General features: G+C 40.2%; 14 protein-coding genes. 11 read left to right on the forward strand and 3 right to left on the reverse strand.

The window, feature by feature from the left end:
• Positions 1-26: 26 nt before the first annotated feature.
• Together FTU98_RS03255 and FTU98_RS03260 are read left to right on the forward strand one after the other, a co-directional pair.
• Positions 27-950, forward strand: coding sequence for a CysB family HTH-type transcriptional regulator (locus FTU98_RS03255; RefSeq protein ID WP_131261163.1), 924 nt, complete (start codon positions 27-29; stop codon positions 948-950).
• A gap of 184 nt (positions 951-1,134) precedes the next feature.
• Complete coding sequence (locus FTU98_RS03260; protein ID WP_180050412.1) at positions 1,135-2,343, forward strand: OmpP1/FadL family transporter; 1,209 nt, start codon at positions 1,135-1,137, stop codon at positions 2,341-2,343.
• A 72-nt stretch (positions 2,344-2,415) separates the two neighbouring features.
• Here the strand turns inward: FTU98_RS03260 and carO are convergent, their stop codons facing one another.
• Entirely contained in the window at positions 2,416-3,162 is a 747-nt protein-coding gene (carO, locus tag FTU98_RS03265) for an ornithine uptake porin CarO (protein ID WP_180050415.1), read from the reverse strand.
• 298 nt (positions 3,163-3,460) lie between these two features.
• Here carO and dapD point away from each other — a divergent pair, with 298 nt between their 5' ends.
• From dapD to FTU98_RS03290, 5 genes are all read left to right on the forward strand, one after another.
• Positions 3,461-4,282, forward strand: coding sequence for a 2,3,4,5-tetrahydropyridine-2,6-dicarboxylate N-succinyltransferase (dapD, locus tag FTU98_RS03270; RefSeq protein ID WP_004971762.1), 822 nt, complete (start codon positions 3,461-3,463; stop codon positions 4,280-4,282).
• A gap of 80 nt (positions 4,283-4,362) precedes the next feature.
• A complete protein-coding gene (queE, locus tag FTU98_RS03275; protein WP_136144777.1) occupies positions 4,363-5,073 on the forward strand; it encodes a 7-carboxy-7-deazaguanine synthase QueE in 711 nt (236 codons plus the stop codon).
• A gap of 89 nt (positions 5,074-5,162) precedes the next feature.
• The gene (queC, locus tag FTU98_RS03280) at positions 5,163-5,834 is read left to right on the forward strand and encodes a 7-cyano-7-deazaguanine synthase QueC (protein WP_136144778.1); all 672 of its coding nucleotides are present in this window, start codon (positions 5,163-5,165) and stop codon (positions 5,832-5,834) included.
• A gap of 13 nt (positions 5,835-5,847) precedes the next feature.
• Entirely contained in the window at positions 5,848-6,252 is a 405-nt protein-coding gene (locus FTU98_RS03285; protein ID WP_004971768.1) for a hypothetical protein, read from the forward strand.
• 70 nt (positions 6,253-6,322) lie between these two features.
• Entirely contained in the window at positions 6,323-6,781 is a 459-nt protein-coding gene (locus FTU98_RS03290) for a peroxiredoxin (protein WP_096901114.1), read from the forward strand.
• Between the two features lie 78 nt (positions 6,782-6,859).
• Here FTU98_RS03290 and FTU98_RS03295 read toward each other — a convergent pair whose 3' ends face one another.
• On the reverse strand, positions 6,860-7,432 hold the full coding sequence (locus FTU98_RS03295; protein ID WP_096901115.1) for a nicotinate-nicotinamide nucleotide adenylyltransferase: 573 nt from the start codon (positions 7,430-7,432) through the stop codon (positions 6,860-6,862).
• Positions 7,433-7,843: 411 nt separating this feature from the next.
• Here FTU98_RS03295 and FTU98_RS03300 point away from each other — a divergent pair, with 411 nt between their 5' ends.
• Positions 7,844-8,644 (forward strand): enoyl-CoA hydratase-related protein, encoded by an 801-nt coding sequence (locus FTU98_RS03300; protein WP_180050418.1) that lies wholly within the window; start codon positions 7,844-7,846, stop codon positions 8,642-8,644.
• Between the two features lie 150 nt (positions 8,645-8,794).
• Entirely contained in the window at positions 8,795-9,571 is a 777-nt protein-coding gene (locus FTU98_RS03305; RefSeq protein WP_180008337.1) for a nitroreductase family protein, read from the forward strand.
• Between the two features lie 541 nt (positions 9,572-10,112).
• Here the strand turns inward: FTU98_RS03305 and FTU98_RS03310 are convergent.
• Positions 10,113-10,430, reverse strand: a complete 318-nt coding sequence (locus FTU98_RS03310; protein ID WP_179991217.1) for an NGG1p interacting factor NIF3 — start codon at positions 10,428-10,430, stop codon at positions 10,113-10,115.
• Positions 10,431-10,693: 263 nt separating this feature from the next.
• Between FTU98_RS03310 and FTU98_RS03315 the strand changes: the two genes are divergently transcribed.
• Both FTU98_RS03315 and ruvA read left to right on the forward strand, forming a co-directional pair.
• Positions 10,694-12,034 (forward strand): deoxyguanosinetriphosphate triphosphohydrolase, encoded by a 1,341-nt coding sequence (locus FTU98_RS03315; RefSeq protein ID WP_180050421.1) that lies wholly within the window; start codon positions 10,694-10,696, stop codon positions 12,032-12,034.
• A gap of 129 nt (positions 12,035-12,163) precedes the next feature.
• On the forward strand, positions 12,164-12,766 hold the full coding sequence (gene ruvA, locus FTU98_RS03320) for a Holliday junction branch migration protein RuvA (RefSeq protein ID WP_178865673.1): 603 nt from the start codon (positions 12,164-12,166) through the stop codon (positions 12,764-12,766).
• The last annotated feature ends 197 nt before the right edge of the window (positions 12,767-12,963 follow it).

Below are 12,963 nucleotides of genomic sequence, written 5' to 3' on the forward strand. Positions count from 1 at the left end.
TCCATCCTTTTTAGGGTTGCACCACTATGAATTTCCAACAACTTAGAATTATTAGAGAAACCGTTCGGCAAAACTTTAATTTAACCGAAGCGTCTGCAGCACTATACACCTCTCAATCGGGCGTGAGTAAGCACATTAAAGACCTTGAAGATGAGCTTGGTGTGCAGCTTTTTGTGCGCAAAGGCAAACGTCTACTAGGTTTAACCGAGCCAGGACAAGCTTTGCTGAGTATTGTCGAACGCATGTTGGTTGATGCAGATAACATTAAACGCCTTGCTGATGACTTTAATAAAGTAGATGAAGGCACGCTCACCATTGCGACTACACATACCCAAGCGCGTTATGTGCTGCCGCCTATTGTGAATTTGTTTAAAAAAGAATTCCCTAAAGTACATTTGATTTTGCAACAAGCCAGCCCTGTTGAAATTGCCGAAATGCTGCTACAAGGTGAAGCCGATATTGGTATTGCAACCGAATCTCTAACCACTGAAGAGAACTTGGCAAGTGTGCCTTATTATGACTGGCGCCACAGCATTATTACCCCGCAAGATCATCCTTTAGCCAGTAAAACTGAGATTAGCCTGACCGATTTGGCAGAATATCCAATCATCACTTATCACGGCGGCTTTACGGGACGTTCTAAAATTGACAAAGCATTTACCGATGCAGGAATTGATGTCAATATCGTTATGTCTGCACTTGATGCCGATGTTATTAAGACCTATGTTGAATTGGGCATGGGCGTAGGCGTGGTAAACAATGTGGCATACGATGCAGAACGCGATTACCGTCTAAAACAAATCCAGACCGATATTTTTGGGGTAAACACCACATGGATTGCGGTTCGCAAAGGACATTTACTACGTGGCTATGGCTATGAGTTTATTTCTTTATGTGCACCAAATGCCGATATTAAAGCGTTAAAGCGCATTGCTTATCCTGACGAATAACCCCATTCACATAAGAGAGCGCATTCGCTCTCTTATGTTTCATTATTTCGCCACGATCTTCGTTTATCTTAAAACAGGAAAATAATGTTTTAAATTGATTCAAATTATGCATAAAATATAATCAACAATAAAAATGATTATTTGATTTTAAACACGATTCTATCACTCAAATGCGGGACGTCACATGAAATATCATCTTTGCACTGCATGCTTGTACGTCCTGCCCATAGTGTATAGTCATGCTGCAGCTCTAGAACAAAGCCATCAATCTGTAAGCGCCTTTTTACAAGAAAATAATTATGCAGAAATAACCTTGCTTTATTTAGAGCCGAATGTTTCTGGGCAAGTACAATATCAACAACAACTCCGTGAACTGGGAGTTACTGATTTTTCGACTGGAGATTTGGTCGAAAGCAAACATTTCATCAATGCGGGCTTAAAATTACAGCTTAGCCCACAACTTTCCTTTGGTTTATTATTCGACCAACCGTTTGGTGGGCGGGTTAATTATCAATATACCCCTGAAATATATGCTGAAAAAATAGAAATTGAGTCCAGTCATATTCAGTTTGACAGTCGCAATATGACTGCACTAATTGGCTATCAACCTACCCCTCGCTGGAATTTTTTTACAGGTATTAGCTGGCAAGACTTTAAAGGCTATTTAGAGGTTTTTGGACAAGATTATGCTGTGTTTAATGGTTATAGCGTAGCATTTGAACGTGATTCTGCCCTAGGTTGGTTAACAGGATTTAGTTATCAAATTCCAGAGTATGCATTTAAAACCGCAGTGACTTATCGCGCTAAAATTAAACATCGTCTAAATACTTACGAACATACGCAACACACGCTTTTAAATCTTGTGCCCGAAAATCAGAGCGTGGTAGAAACTCCACAATCTGTCAATGCACACTTACAAACAGCGATTTCGACACATAACCTCGTCTATGCAGATTTACGCTGGGTAAACTGGTCTGACTTTAGCATTCAACCGCCACAATTTAATGCGGTCATTGCTGCCTATGCAACGTATGTACCCGAAATTTCAGGTTATCAACTGATTTCCTACCCTAAAGACCAATGGTCGGCAAAAATAGGCTGGGCGCACCGTTGGACACCCACATGGGTCAGTTTTATTGAAAGCTCATGGGACTCTGGGACTGGCAATACTGTGTCTACACTCAACCCTTCAGATGGCTTTTCAAGTTTTGGAACAGGCGTGGTATATCGTGTAAATCAAAAAAATGAGATTACATTTGGCGCACATTATTTAAAGTTTAGAAAAGCCAAAATCAATACCAATACTGACAGTGCTGTGTCTTTTGCCTCGCTGGCAACGTCCAATAATAACAATGCCCTTGTTTATGGTTTACGTCTTGCCCATCGTTTTTAATATACACGTAAACCTACACAAATAAAAAACGAGCCGAAGCTCGTTTTATGTTTACTCAAACACTGACTTGAATTACCAATGGTAGCTTACACCTAGTTTCGCTACTGGCATCCATTCGTGTTCATTATCATTACGGATGTCTGCTTCTTCTCTCTCCAATGCAGTATCTAAAGCAACACCATTATTATTGATTGCTGAACCAGAAACACGATTTAAAGATACAGTTGGATTACCTGTGTAATAAGCACCAACTTCACCAAACACGCCCCAGTTATTGTTGATTTTTGGTGCAAAACCTAAGCCTAAATATGGAGCAATATCATTTTCGTATTGTAACTCACCATTGATGTGTACACCCTCAGCACCAGACTGGAAGTCAGTTTTCCCTACTGAGAAGTTAGTTGCACCACCTACACGGCGGTCAAGTTTGTAATCATTATCTAAATAAGCTACACCTGCAGCTACATATACACCTTGCGCCCAACGATTTTCACTTGCTCCCCATGGACGGAGTTCAGCATTCAAATAGACATTGTTATTGTCCATGTCCATATCATACTTTGATCCATTGATAGACAGATCATCTGACCAAGAAATATCACCACCGTTATAACCCAGCGCTAAGCCCACATACGGGTTTGCAGTCCAAAGTAAGGCACCGCCATAACCTGTTGTACCTACTTCAGCACGTACACCTGTTGGAATGAGTTGGTTACGATCAAACGCATAGCCATCTTTTACCACAGCTGTATCTGCCATTGCAGAACCTGCAACTGCTGCCAATACCGAAGCGGCTAAAAATGTATGTAAAGTTTTCATTGTGTTTCTCCTCAAACTAAAACTTTTTGAATTTTCATTCGTTTTGTCATGAGAAAACTATAGAGCATGTTGCGTTCAGCTTTTATGCAAAATTCACCCCGTTTTTGTTATTTTTTGATACAAATTTATTCTTATTGTTTATTGCAAAAGCATTTATTTTCAAAACTTCAACAATTTAGCGCGCAACTTAACTTGTTTATCTTACTAAGGATAAATTCCAATCTGTTCCAATTTTTATCTATTCCTCACTCAATATAGTGTAAAATCTTTGGAAAATTTTTTTCTGGTAAGAACATCGATGTCTCAGCTTTCAACAATCATTGAACAAGCATTTGAAGACCGCGCTAATTTCAGCGCTGCAGATTGTCCCGCTGAAATTCGTCAGGCAGTTGAACAAGCAATTGCAGGTTTAGATAACGGCACATTACGCGTTGCTGAAAAAATTAATGGTGAGTGGATCGTTCACCAATGGTTAAAAAAGGCAGTTTTGTTATCTTTTAAACTCAATGATAACAAGCCAATTGAATCTTGCGATTTGCGTTTCTACGACAAAGTAGACACGAAATTTACAGGTTGGACTGACGAGCAATTCAAACAAGCAGGTGTGCGTGTTGTACCGCCAGCAGTTGCACGTAAAGGTTCATTCCAAGCCAAAAATGTGGTGTTAATGCCATCTTATGTCAATATTGGCGCTTATGTAGATGAAGGCACCATGGTTGATACATGGGCAACTGTAGGTTCATGTGCACAAATTGGTAAAAACGTGCATTTATCGGGTGGTGTAGGTATTGGTGGTGTACTTGAGCCACTTCAAGCAAACCCAACTATTATTGAAGACAACTGCTTCATTGGCGCACGTTCTGAAATTGTTGAAGGCGTGATTGTGGAAGAAGGTTCTGTCATTTCTATGGGCGTTTATATTGGTCAATCGACCAAAATTTATGACCGTGAAACTGGCGAAATCCATTATGGTCGTGTACCTGCAGGTTCGGTGGTAGTTTCTGGCAACCTGCCTTCTAAATGTGGCACTTATAGCTTGTATGCTGCTATCATTGTGAAGAAAGTAGATGCGAAAACCCGTGCAAAAACCAGTTTGAACGACTTATTACGCGAAGACTAAACTTTTTTTAGTTTTCTCCATCTCTACGGCCAGCAATGACCGTAGGGATTTTTGTTTTTTTACATACTGTGATGAATTTTATGAATACCCTCCGATCTTCCGCTATTCCTGTTTCTGATCCGTCTGCGGGTTTACGCATCACGGAGATTTTCTATTCATTGCAGGGCGAAGCCAATACATCGGGCTTGCCAACCGTGTTTATTCGTTTAACGGGTTGTCCATTGCGTTGCCATTACTGTGATACCACTTATTCTTTTGAAGGTGGCGAACGTCAATCTTTAGATGACATCATCCAAACCACGCTAGAATTTAAAACACCGTATGTATGTGTGACGGGCGGTGAACCTCTGGCTCAACCGAATGCACTGCCACTCATGCAACGCTTGGCAGATTTAGGTTGTGAAGTGTCTTTGGAAACCAGTGGAGCTTTAGATATTTCTAAAGTGGATAACCGTGTGTCGAAGGTGCTGGATTTAAAAACCCCTGCATCGGGTGAAATGTCACGCAACTTATTATCAAATTTAGATTTTTTAAACCCACATGATCAAATCAAATTTGTGATTTGCAATCATGACGATTATCTTTGGGCGAAGCAGCAAGTTGAGCAATATCAGTTGCATAAAAAAGTCGATACAGTGTGGTTCTCCCCTGCATTTGCTGTCGAAAAAGGTGCAGTCGCCTTGCCACAACTTGCACGTGATTTGGCACAGTGGATTTTAGCCGACCATCTCCCTGTTCGTTTCCAATTGCAATTACATAAATTGCTTTGGAATGATGAAACAGGTCGTTAATCTCCTCACGAATCCCCATTCGTATTGACGTCAATCTTCACACTTTTGCTCAAGTTCTATCGCTATATTTTAAAATTTGGAGTTCAATTATGCGCCCTCGTGCCATTGTATTGTTATCTGGTGGATTAGACTCAACCACGTGTTTGGCATGGGCACAAGCGCGTTATGAATGTATTGCACTTAGTTTTATGTATGGTCAACGCTCGACTACAGAGCTAGATGCTGCACGTGCCTTGACTAAAAATGCAGGCATTGAGCATCGTGTGATTAATATTGATTTAGGCAACTTGGGCGGTTCTGCCCTGACCGATCACAGCATTGAAGTACCTGATCATGAGCAAGAAGGTATTCCTGTGACTTATGTGCCTGCGCGTAATACCATCTTCCTGTCTTATGCTTTGGCAGCTGCCGAAGTTTTTGATGCAGAAGCAATTGTGATTGGTATTAATGCGGTAGATTATTCGGGCTATCCTGACTGTCGTCCTGAATTTATTGATGCTTTTGCCAATATGGCACGCTTGGCAACCAAAGTTGGCGTAGAAGGCAAACCGTTAAAATTTGAGACACCTTTGTTACATTTATCCAAAGCAAATATTATTCGCTTAGGTATTGAACATGGCGTAGACTATAGTCAAACGGTTTCTTGCTACCAAGCAGATGACCAAGGACGTGCTTGTGGTAAATGTGACAGCTGTCGCTTACGCAAACAAGGTTTTGCCGATGCCGGTGTTGCAGACCCAACGCGTTATATACCGTCATAACAAGGTAAAGTGTATGAAAAATTTAAAATCAAACATTATAGTTTCTGCGATTATGTCTGTTGCTGCATTATTCGCAACAACGACACACGCAAATAATGACAAGTTGCAACAAGCATATAAAAGCACCAATGTAAAAGCAGCTTTAATTAATGTTTGTAAAGAAGAAACTGCAAAAGGCAAAAAACTGACTACAGCTGAAGTAAGCAAATATTGTACTTGTGCAGTAGAAGCAGATGGTAAATTAACCAACGCTCAAAAATGGGAAATTCAAAGCGCAATTAACCAGAAAAAGAGCCCTGCGACTTTAGCTTTTGTACAAAAGCAAAATAAAGATTTGCAAACTTGTTTTGGTCCTCAGCTTACAGGTAAATTAAAAACCTTAACTGAAGAAGCAATGAAAGCGGCTGAGAAAAAATAATTTTTCTTAACAATTTCAACTAGCCACTTTATGTGGCTAGTTTTTTATGTGCATGATTTTGGAGAAAAATATGAGCACGACAATTCAATTACCAAATCAAGCTTTTCCTGCAACCACAGGCGAAGTCAATTTAACCGAACTTGGTACAGATTGGTTAGTGGTGTATTTTTACCCGAAAGATTCTACCCCAGGCTGCACCACACAAGCTGTCGATTTTACTGCGCTAAAGCCACAATTTGATGCGCTTAATACCACCATCATTGGCATTTCGCGCGACTCAGTCAAAGCCCATCAAAACTTTACCGAAAAACAATCTTTAGGCATCAACTTGATTAGCGATAAAGAAGAAGTATTGTGTCAGTTGTTTGATGTGATTAAAGAAAAAAATATGTATGGCAAAAAAGTTATGGGCATTGAACGCTCTACTTTTATTTTCCATCAAGGTCAATTACTGAAAGAATATCGTAAAGTCAAAGCTGCAGGACATGCCGAGCAAGTGCTTGCGGATTTAACCGCTTTACAGGCTTAATTTTCAGCCTCTAAAAAAACACAATGTTCTGGATGATTGAAAGCTTTTTCAATCATCCTTTTTCATTTAAAAACTGGATTACTCCGTCAAATTACTGCTGTCCTGCTGCTGGTATTTGTCTTGTAATTGACGATAAATTTCCGTGTTTTGAAATGCGGTTAAGAAATCAATTGTGCCTTGCGGGAAAAAATTAGGCTGTATTTCCCCACGATAATAAGCCTCACGTGCAGGCGTAGCAGACATGGCATCTTGCAAGCTGTCTAATTCTACCATCTCCCATTCAGGGAAAAACTTTAAATAATAAGACGAGTCATCTTTAAAATGCCCAATTAAACCAACACGATCTTGCGGTTGAATCAATTCACCGACTAAAGATTTGACTAGTTTTTGCCATTTTTCATCATTGTAGACATCTACGACATGCACAAACTTAATCCGTTCTTGCATCTCAGGTGAAAAGTTAGACAAAATCATCTGCTCACGTTCTTTGGCTAAAAACGGATTTTTTAAATTGCGCTCATTTTGTGCAGAACCTAATGCCAAAATCACATAATGACTACGTGCTAACGCAATTTGAATGGTTTGCAAATGCGCCAAATGAAATGGCTGAAAGCGGCCAATGAAAACCAAATAATCAAACGTATATTGCATAATAAATACGCCAATCCTAATTTTGATAACAACATGATGCTATCTGATACGCGGAAATGTCATCCACAACCTGCGTGGTATCAACTCATTATTGTTTTTGCAAGATAATAAATCAAAAACAATAATTGGGCAGGTTTCGTGGATGACAAATGGTTTTGCCTACTTTTGCCAAAACAAAAGTAGGTCGAACCGAAGGTTAATCCTAAAATAGAATTAATAGACGTTAAGATTCCGCCTTGCTTATTCATTTTTTAAATGAACAACCCCAAATTCTAAATAAATTTCACATTGAATTAGGAACGCAAATCTCATCATTCACTAACTTTTTATGAACTCATGAGTTGTGCCAGCGCTGCGAATTTGCGACATAATGAGCCATAAATTCAAACCAATCAAAGCAAGGATAGTACGATGACACTGAGCTGTATTCAACAACCTCACCCACATTTGAATGCGAATTTAGACAATGGCGTACTGACTTTAGCCATCAACCGACCAGAAGCAAAAAACGCGCTGTATGGTGAATTATATTTGTGGATTGCACAAGCCTTAGATGAAGCAGATCAGTCCAACGCAGTACGTTGTGTGATTTTACGTGGTGCAGATGCAGACTTTAGCGCAGGCAATGACATGCAAGACTTTATGAAGTCTGCCGCACTTAAAGGACAACTACCTGCTGCCGAAGGTCCTCCATTCATCTTATTAAAATCTGCAGCCAAGTTTTCTAAACCGCTGATTGCAGCTGTACGTGGGGTGGCGATTGGCATTGGTGTCACAATTTTATTGCATGCAGATTTGGTGTATAGCGACAATACTGCCCTATTCCAAATTCCATTTGTGAGCTTGGGCTTATCGCCTGAAGGTGCATCAAGCAAACTTCTGGTAGAACAAGCAGGCTATCACAAGGCGGCTGAACTGTTGCTAACTGCACAAAAATTCAATAGCGAAACGGCATTATCGGCAAATTTAGTTAATAGCATTGAAACTGATGTCTATGCAACGGCGCAACAAAAAGCAGCACAATTGGCAGCTTTACCATTAGCTTCACTTAAACAATCTAAAGCCCTCATGAAACATAATGTCGATGAAATTGTGGCTTGGATTGACCATGAAGCTGAGATTTTTATGCAACGTGTCGGCTCAGCAGAAATGATGGAAGCAGTGCAGGCCTTTATGCAAAAACGTAAACCTGATTTCAGCCAATTTAATTAAGCGCTGTTTAGCTGAAATGTACTTACACCCATTTCAAGTAAACTAGACGTTTTAAAACCACATTCATTTTGGCTGAATGTGGTTTTTTCTTTATTCGCCCCCATATTCTGCAATGTGCTATCAATCATTAAAAAATTGAGGAAAATTGTAATGTCTAATCCAAATCCAGCCGATGTTAAAGCTGAAAAAAAAGAACGTTATTTTGAACCTGCACCACAAGATATTGATGTAGAAAACTTTAAAAAAGTCATTCAAAGCCGTCGTTCGGTGCGTAAATTTACCGACAAAGCCATTCCTGCGGAAGTATTGGATGATTGTTTAGATATGGCTTTATTGGCACCAAACTCATCTAATTTACAACCGTGGACTTTTGTCGTGGTGCAAAATCCTGCCAAGAAAAAACAACTGGTTAAAGCCTGCTTAGGACAACTCGCTGCTCGTACTGCAGCAGAGCTAATCGTGTGTATTGCACGTACAGACCGTGTTGATGAAATGGCAAAAAAGAATATCAGCGAGTTCCCTTTTCCTGAAGCACCTGCTTCAGTCAAAAAATATTACAAGTTTATTCCTTATAACTACATGACTGGCTACTTAAACGCAGTAGGTAACTTTAAGAAAGTCGCTTTCAAAATTGCACGTAGTTTAGATAAACAATTACCTGTGACTGCATTTAACCCTGCAGATGCCAAACTTTGGGCAAGTAAAACTACAGCACTCGCCTGTGAAAATATGGTCTTGGCCCTTCGCGCACACGGTTTTGATAGCTGCATGATGGAAGGTTTTGATGAGCCGATGGTACGCAAACTCTTAAAACTGAATGATCAACAATTTCCAGTGATGGTGATTGCTGCAGGTGAACGTGCCGAAGATGGTGTCTTTTTCCCGCAATACCGTTTTGACCGTGACCTGTTTATTCAGAAAGTCTAGGGGCTGTTAACATTTCATAAATGGCTTGCGCTGTAGGCTAAAACTGAGCAGATTAGGCATGAAACGCAAGGAATAGCGAGACTATTGCCAAGTTTCATAACGTAATCTGAGAAAGTTTTAGCCACATGAGCAAGAACAAAGCGCTGCTTTGTTTGCTGCGCAAGGGGACGAGCATATTTTTTGCTGCTATTGCGTTATGAGTCAGTCATTTAGAATAACTAAATTTCCTGCCCCATGCCTTATAGCAGCTAAAAAAACCTTGCGAGATATATCTCTCACGTCGCAAACATAGATGAAGTGTCAACAGACCCTAATATTTCAACTGTACTTTTAAAACCTAGCCACATTTCGACTCGCGACAAGGCGACAAGGATGTCGCCCGTTAGACTGTGGTACAGGACGTACCATCAGTCTAACAGAGGGCTTTTGTTACTTTTCGCCCGTGAAAAGTAAACTCTATCTACGCAACTTATATTTGCCCCAATCCATATATGAGTGATCGTACAATTCTATTTTTCTTTAAAAATTGGTATTTAAGTCTTTAAAAATTAATATCTAAAAGTTGCATAAACTCAAAGGCAGGCTCTTCGTAAGGATGACTTGCCTTGAGCGCTTTTGCGACTGCCTGAGCATTTTGCTCAGGTACAATAGTTTCCACGCGCCACTCGGCAACGTGTTCCAAAGCATCTAACTCGCCAATAAACGGATTTGCTCCTTTGACAGGTTTAAATTGCCCTGTGCCTAAAACCTGCCATGCACAATGTTCATAATTGCCAATTCCACCTGCACCCGCTGCAAAAATAGCCAGTTTGGTTTCTTCAAGATGAGATTCAGGCACATAATAAATCAGTTTGAGCATATTTAAGCTTCGCTATCCATTTCACAATTAATTAGAAATTAGCATAAAAATTTGAGCATTGTTGCTATTTTGGCAACCTATACGCATCATCCAATCCTCAATTTATATAGCCCCAAAAAAAAATTTAAAGTACGCTTCGCCACAAACTTATCCCCCATTTTGTATAAATTTAGATTTAAAAAGACAAGCCATGTCGCACGCCCCTAGAGCTTTTGTCATTTTTTTGGCATGATGCAAAACAAGCACATAGTGAATAATGATAAATGACTCAAATGCGTTGGTTAGAACTGCTTTCCACAGTTCGAATTGGTAGTAAAAAACAAAGTACAGAACAGGCGCGCAGCCCTTTTCATAAAGATTATGACCGTATTATTTTTTCGCAAAGTTTTAGACAGTTAAACCGTAAAACCCAAGTCCATCCATTGACTCAACACGATGGTATTCACACTCGCCTAACCCATTCTTTAGAAGTGTCTTGTATTGGACGTTCATTAGGGATGTTGGCTGCAGAAAAAATTAAAGACCACTTGCCTATGTGGATTTCCCCTGCCGATGTCGGTGCGATTATTCAAGCCGCTTGCTTGGCACATGATATTGGTAATCCACCTTTCGGACATGCAGGCGAATATGCCATTCGTGAATGGTTTGACGATGCTTCACACGGCAATTTTCTCGCCAAACTTAGTGATGAGGAAGAAGCCGACGTACGTCAATTTGAAGGCAATGCGCAAGGTTTACGTCTACTCACCAAAATTGACTATCATCCAAATGATGGCGGCATGCGTTTAACCTATGCCACTTTAGGCGCTTATTTAAAATATCCGTGGCTCTCCAAAACCATTGCCGAACAAGGCAACCGCCCTGCCAATCAACGTGATAAATTTGGTTGTTACCAAGCCGAAAAAGAAATTCTCAAACAAATTGCAGAACAACTTGGACTGATTCAATTGGGCGATTATCACTATTGTCGTCATCCACTGACATATTTATTGGAGGCAGCGGATGATATTTGCTATGCCTTAATTGATTTGGAAGATGGCATTATTTTAAACATGCTCAGCTATGAAGAAGTTGAACCGATCTTTTTAAACTTGATTGGTGACTACGGTATTCCTGCAGAACTAGCGATGGCACGTACCACATGGCAACAAAAAATTGCCGCTTTGCGTGGTCGGGTCATGAAGCGTTTAGTCGATGAAGTCACCACAGCGTTTGCCAAACACCATTTTGAAATCCTAATGGGACAACTTAAAGGCAGCCTTTTACAGTATTGCTCAGCAGATATTGAAATTGGTATTAATCGCGCCAAAGACTTAGCGCGTGAGAAAATTTTCGAGCATCCGCAAAAAGCTGGATTGGAAATTATTGCGCATCAAAGTTTACAAAATATTTTGGATGCGTTTATTCCGCTCACCACACCCCATAAAACCCTAAGTTTTAAAGAGCAGTGTTTAATGTCCATCTTGCAACGCTCAGGGGCAGATTTTGCGCATAATCATTATGACAATATCATGCAAGTCTTGGACATTATCTCTAAGTTTTCAGATCACCAAGCCTATAACTTGTCGCAAGAATTACAAGGCAATAAGGTCGGCTTGCTGTAATGAATAATTTGCATATCAATACTTGTATATAAATAGAAGTAGGATTTAAGCGCAGATTTTGCCTTTTGTGAAAATGCGCTCTACTATGCGAACAGCAACTTATTTTAAATCAATCAGTGAATCACAAATATGATCGGATGTCTTATTGGCGAAGTATTGGCTTTAGAAGCACCAACCGTGTTGCTGAATGTAAATGGTGTGGGCTATGAAATTGACACGCCGCTCACCACATTTTGCCAGTTACAAAAGGGGCAGAAAATTACCCTGTGGACGCATTTAGCTGTGCGTGAAGATGCTCAATTGTTATATGGCTTTTTAGAAGCCCAAGAAAAAACCATTTTCCGTACTTTACTCAAAGTCAATGGTGTCGGCCCGAAAATGGCGCTAGGTATTTTATCAACCTTGAGTGTCGAATTACTGATTCACACCGTAGAACATGAAGACATTAACACCCTGATTAAAGTACCAGGTGTGGGCAAAAAAACCGCTGAACGCCTGATGATTGAATTACGTGATCGCTTTAAAGCCATGTCCAACGAAGTGAGCAGCAGCAATTCCACTGTGACCCAAATTCAGTTTACAGGCAATTCTGCTGTTGCCGAAGCCGAAGCCGCTTTACAATCTTTAGGTTATAAACCTGCCGAAGCACAAAAACTGATTAATGCAGTCAAGGCCGATTTTACCGAAGCCAGTGATATTATCCGTGCAGCATTAAAGTCGATGAATAAATAAAAGATGCCAACAAACCTAGCGTAAGTTCATCTTTCCAATATTGGATACATGACTGGCGACATGGATGTCGCCCGTTGAGTTGGGGTATAGGGATATACCCTCAACTCAACATAAGATTTTTGTTACTTTTGATCTTTCAAAAGTAAAATCATGCCTTCGCAAAGGCATTTAAACGCAACTCATACTTTGAGGCTGTG

It is taken from the genome of Acinetobacter sp. YH12211 (assembly GCF_013418015.1).
Classification (GTDB): Bacteria; Pseudomonadota; Gammaproteobacteria; order Pseudomonadales; family Moraxellaceae; genus Acinetobacter; species Acinetobacter towneri.

Coding starts and splice junctions, on each gene's coding strand:
- FTU98_RS03305 (WP_180008337.1), top strand. CDS start 8,795: ATGTCTAATCCAAATCCAGCCGATGTTAAAGCTGAAAAAAAAGAACGT.
- FTU98_RS03315 (WP_180050421.1), top strand. CDS start 10,694: ATGACTCAAATGCGTTGGTTAGAACTGCTTTCCACAGTTCGAATTGGT.
- FTU98_RS03310 (WP_179991217.1), bottom strand. CDS start 10,430: ATGCTCAAACTGATTTATTATGTGCCTGAATCTCATCTTGAAGAAACC.
- FTU98_RS03260 (WP_180050412.1), top strand. CDS start 1,135: ATGAAATATCATCTTTGCACTGCATGCTTGTACGTCCTGCCCATAGTG.
- FTU98_RS03285 (WP_004971768.1), top strand. CDS start 5,848: ATGAAAAATTTAAAATCAAACATTATAGTTTCTGCGATTATGTCTGTT.
- queC (WP_136144778.1), top strand. CDS start 5,163: ATGCGCCCTCGTGCCATTGTATTGTTATCTGGTGGATTAGACTCAACC.
- FTU98_RS03295 (WP_096901115.1), bottom strand. CDS start 7,432: ATGCAATATACGTTTGATTATTTGGTTTTCATTGGCCGCTTTCAGCCA.
- FTU98_RS03290 (WP_096901114.1), top strand. CDS start 6,323: ATGAGCACGACAATTCAATTACCAAATCAAGCTTTTCCTGCAACCACA.
- dapD (WP_004971762.1), top strand. CDS start 3,461: ATGTCTCAGCTTTCAACAATCATTGAACAAGCATTTGAAGACCGCGCT.
- FTU98_RS03300 (WP_180050418.1), top strand. CDS start 7,844: ATGACACTGAGCTGTATTCAACAACCTCACCCACATTTGAATGCGAAT.
- ruvA (WP_178865673.1), top strand. CDS start 12,164: ATGATCGGATGTCTTATTGGCGAAGTATTGGCTTTAGAAGCACCAACC.
- queE (WP_136144777.1), top strand. CDS start 4,363: ATGAATACCCTCCGATCTTCCGCTATTCCTGTTTCTGATCCGTCTGCG.
- carO (WP_180050415.1), bottom strand. CDS start 3,162: ATGAAAACTTTACATACATTTTTAGCCGCTTCGGTATTGGCAGCAGTT.
- FTU98_RS03255 (WP_131261163.1), top strand. CDS start 27: ATGAATTTCCAACAACTTAGAATTATTAGAGAAACCGTTCGGCAAAAC.